The organism is Streptomyces sp. NPDC057654 (assembly GCF_042800135.1).
In the GTDB taxonomy this organism is placed as follows: domain Bacteria; phylum Actinomycetota; class Actinomycetes; order Streptomycetales; family Streptomycetaceae; genus Streptomyces.
Map to the genome: position 1 here is coordinate 1 of NZ_JBHVHQ010001329.1, position 1522 is coordinate 1522.

2 protein-coding genes are annotated in these 1522 nt (G+C 77.3%); both read right to left on the reverse strand.

Annotated features, from left to right (window positions below; translation table 11 throughout):
• Positions 1-1251 (reverse strand): ComEC/Rec2 family competence protein (locus ACFU99_RS43315; RefSeq protein ID WP_384404206.1); only part of this gene is annotated, 1251 nt, incomplete at its 3' end.
• On the reverse strand, positions 1248-1522 hold a 275-nt coding region (locus tag ACFU99_RS43320), incomplete at its 5' end, for a ComEA family DNA-binding protein (protein ID WP_384404209.1). The genes ACFU99_RS43315 and ACFU99_RS43320, both read right to left, overlap by 4 nt.

Genomic DNA, 1522 nt, shown 5'->3' on the forward strand with positions numbered 1-1522 from the left:
GATGAGCAGAAGGGCCGCGGTCGCGAGCACGGACAGCAGAAACCCATAACTGCGCGCGAGCCACGGGTCGTAGAACACCAGCAGCAACACGGCCCCGGCCAGGGCGGGCAGGAGCGTGCGGCGGCGTCCGGTGCCGATCGCGAGCAGCGTGACGAGGCCGCAGGCCGCGGCCCGGAGGACGCTGGGTTCCGGGCGGCACACGACGACGAACGCGAGCGTCAGCCCGCCGCCCAGCCACGCCGTGGCCCGCAGCGGCACCCCCAGCCGTGCCGCCAGGCCACGCCGCTCCGCGCGCACGGCCAGGTGCGCCGGGCCGATCAGCAGCACGAGGATGATCGTCAGGTTGCTGCCGGACACGGCGAGCAGATGCGTCAGATCCGTGGCCCGGAACGCCGCGTCGAGCTCGGGCGGCACGCGGGCCGTGTCACCCACCACCAGTCCCGGCAACAGGGCGCGGGCATCCGGCCCGAGCCCGTCCGTAGCCTCGCGCAGCCCCGCACGCAGCCGCCCCGCCACGCGCTGTGCGGCCGTCGGCGGCCCGGTCACCCGCGGCGGCCCGCCGCCCCTGACGCGTACCACGGCGGCGATCCGCTCACCCGCGTGCGACGGCGGCGCCAACCGCCCCCGCACGCGGACCCGCGTGGACGGCAGCAGGCTCAGCCACTCGGCGGACGGCCGGGCCGCGGCACGGGCGGCCTTCGCGTGGGGCTGCTGTTGCACGATGACCAGCACCGGCGTCCTCGTCACCGTCGCACCCCCGCTCACTGTCGTCACCCGCCCCGCCTCCCCCTCGAACACGACACCCGGCGCGGCCATCGCCGCCCCACGCACCCGCGGCCGGATGACCCGCGGGTCCCCGGTGACCGTCACCTCCACCACCCCCTCCCCGTACGCGCGAGCCGCCTCCGGCAACGGCCCCCGCCGAACATCCGCCGCTTGCAGCGCGGCCGCCCCCGCGCCAACGGCGGCGCAGAGCAGCACCATCGCGACCGCCACTGTGACGCTGGGCGCCCGCCCGGGCCGAGTTGGAGCCCTGAGCCCGGCCAGCAGCAGCACGACGGCCACCAGGGCAGCGCTCCCGCAGGCCACGGCTACCGAGGTGCCGGGAGCGGTCAGCGCGAGGGCCGCGGCTGCCCACGTCGCGAGGGCGGGAAGAACGAGGCGCAGGTCGGGTGGGCCCTCCTGACGGGGGTCGGCGGCTCCGTGCGGGGAGCGTGCGGCGGCGTGGACCGCGAGGCGGGCGACGGTCATGGCTGGACCATCGGGCGGAGGTCGGCGAACCGGCGGGCGCCGATGCCGTTGACGCGGCGGAGGTCGTCGACGGAGGCGAAACCACCGTGCTGGGAGCGGTAGTCGAGGATGCGCTGGGCCAGCACCGGGCCGACTCCGGGGAGGGTGTCCAACTGCGCGGCCGTGGCGGAGTTGAGGCTGACCGGCCCCACCGAGCCGGCGACTCCGCCCGGCACAGCCGCCGACCCGGCCGAGCCCGCGGCTCCACCCGGCGCGGCTCCCTGCGCCGCTG